Raw genomic sequence first — 2,138 nt, 5'->3', positions numbered from 1 at the left:
AGCCAGTACGGACGGCGGCCCGGCCGCCGTGGTCTGCCTGCCCGCGGGCCAAATGCTGTGGCCTGGACCGCTCCGCGCGGACAGAATGGCCGGATGCGCCGTCTCGTGGTCATTGATGCTCCGTCCAATCTCGGTCTCCGGCCGCCCACCGAAGGCAGTGTGCCCGGGTGCTACAAGCTCGCGGGCGCGCTGCGCGAGCAGCGGCTGGTCCAGCGGATCGGGGCGTACGAGGGCGGAGTAGTCGTTCCGCCCCGCTACGACCGCGGCGGCTGGCAGGAGGGCGACGGCGTGTTCAACGCCGAGGCCATCGCCACGTACACCCGCAAGCTCGCCGACCGCATCGAACGCCACGTCCGGGCCGGTGACTTCCCGGTCGTCCTGGGCGGGGACTGTTCCATCCAGCTGGGCGCCTCGCTGGCCCTGCGCCGCATCGGGCGGTACGGAATCGCCGTCATCGACGGCTCCGCGGACTTCCGCCATCCCGGGAACTCCGACCGGATCGGTGCCGCGGGCGGCGAGGAGCTGGCCATCGCCACCGGCCGCGGCCAGAGGGACCTGACGGACCTCGAAGGGCTGCGGCCGTACATCAGAGATGAGGATGTACGGGTCTTCGGCATCCGGGACTACGACGACGAGCGGGCCGAGCTCACCGAGTTGAAGATCATGAACGCGACGGTCGGGGAGATCCGGGAGTGGGGCGCGGAGGAACTGGCGGGCGCGGTGGTGCAGACGCTTGAAGTACCGGTGACCGAGGGGTTCTGGGTGCACCTGGACGCGGATGTCCTGGACCCCTCGGTCATGCCTGCCGTCGACAGCCCCGACCCCGGCGGGCTGCTGCCCGACGAACTCGTCCCGCTGCTGAGGACGTTGGTGCAATCGGACCGGTGCGTCGGCTTCAACCTCACCATCTACGACCCCGATCTCGACCCCGACGGCTCCGGCGCGGCCCTCTTGGCCGACATCCTCCAGGAGGCCTTCGCCCGCCCCGGACCCGAAGCGGGCCCGGCCGCCCCCTGATCGGCGCCCGGGGAGGGCGGGCCTGTAGGCGCACACCAAACTGCCATCGGCGCCTGGCCAACGGCCGCACTCGCGCTATGGCCACCGACCCCCCGCGGTCAACTACAGAGGGGGGTCACCTCGCCCAGTCGTTCTCCGTCCGAAGCCGCTGGCGTGCTGCGTCGAGTCGCTGGCCGTAGTCCGCCGCGAACAACTCGGGGAGTGTCGTGTTCAGCGTTCCGGCGATGCGGCGGATCGGTGACCACACGGCGGGATCGTCGATGACGCGACTGAGGTCCGTCATCTGGAGCTTCTCCAGCCAATCGGACAGCACCAAGGCCTCATCCGACGTGAGTCTGATCGTGATCTGGCTGTCGCTCATGCGCCTCCCCAACTCTCCACCTCGACTTCGACCAAGGGATCTCTAGTTGACCGGTCTTCCCAGGAACTTCGCCGGAGCCAGGTCAAGGAACTTCCCCATTGCGGTGTGCAGTTGGGTCGCCGCGGTGCTGCCGGGCTCGGTCTCCAGGCTGCGGAACGTCAGCTCCAGGACCCGGTCGCCGTCGCGTACCAGCAGCGTGGCGATCCGGGCCTGCTGCCCGGGCGAACCGGCGAGCATCGTCCGCATCAGGGCCTCGTCGCCGAACCGCTGCTCGACCTCGAGCGGCTTGCTCGGATCGTCGGCCGGGTCCACCACCTGGAGGGGGATTTCCTGATCGCCGGCGCTGACCGTCCACGCCGGGCACTGGGCGTACACCTGCCGCATGTCGGCCATCCAGGCCGCGGCAGCTCCCGCGGTCCGTTCCGAGACCCCTTCATCGACGAGGATCGAGGAGTCGGCGGTCGCGAACGAGGTCCTGACCTCCCGGGGAGGCTTGTCGGTGAACGTCCGGTTCAGCAGAGCCGTGCTTTCCGCAGTGGGGCCGGTCATCGGCGGCGGGTCCTCGTCGGACGAGGGCGAGGCCAGCTCGGTGAAGTCCTCCAGGCCCGCTCGGGCCAGATCCGCGGCCCCGATGAGCAACCGCTCCAGGTCCCCCGCCGGGACAGTTGAAGACGATGACGAATCCTCAGAAGTACTCATAAGTCCCCCGCATATCAAGTACGGATTCTGTGCGCTGAGCGCCGCCGCCCCGTCGACGGTC

Annotated in this window: 3 protein-coding genes; 1 reads left to right on the top strand and 2 read right to left on the bottom strand. The window is 69.4% G+C overall.

Translation table 11 applies throughout. From position 1 onward, the window contains the following. Positions 1 to 93 precede the first annotated feature (93 nt). Positions 94 to 1,017: an arginase family protein gene (locus tag ACQKIP_RS45735; RefSeq protein WP_365864939.1), complete on the top strand. Its 924-nt coding sequence runs from the start codon at positions 94 to 96 to the stop codon at positions 1,015 to 1,017. Positions 1,018 to 1,132: 115 nt separating this feature from the next. Here the strand turns inward: ACQKIP_RS45735 and ACQKIP_RS45730 are convergent, their stop codons facing one another. Together ACQKIP_RS45730 and ACQKIP_RS45725 are read right to left on the bottom strand one after the other, a co-directional pair. Beyond that, on the bottom strand, positions 1,133 to 1,378 hold the full coding sequence (locus tag ACQKIP_RS45730) for a hypothetical protein (protein ID WP_365864937.1): 246 nt from the start codon (positions 1,376 to 1,378) through the stop codon (positions 1,133 to 1,135). Between the two features lie 42 nt (positions 1,379 to 1,420). Then, positions 1,421 to 2,138, bottom strand: a 718-nt coding sequence (locus tag ACQKIP_RS45725; RefSeq protein WP_427745701.1) for a hypothetical protein, incomplete at its 5' end; no start/stop codon positions are given.

The sequence above is a fragment of the Streptomyces sp. NPDC059900 genome, from assembly GCF_050270335.1.
GTDB lineage: Bacteria > Actinomycetota > Actinomycetes > Streptomycetales > Streptomycetaceae > Streptomyces.
The sequence above is the reverse complement of the archived record's forward strand: the minus strand, read 5'-3'. Positions and strand labels throughout refer to the sequence as shown.

Excerpts from the sequence above, each read along its gene's own strand:
- ACQKIP_RS45730 (WP_365864937.1), bottom strand. The coding sequence starts at position 1,378 with ATGAGCGACAGCCAGATCACGATCAGACTCACGTCGGATGAGGCCTTG.
- ACQKIP_RS45735 (WP_365864939.1), top strand. The coding sequence starts at position 94 with ATGCGCCGTCTCGTGGTCATTGATGCTCCGTCCAATCTCGGTCTCCGG.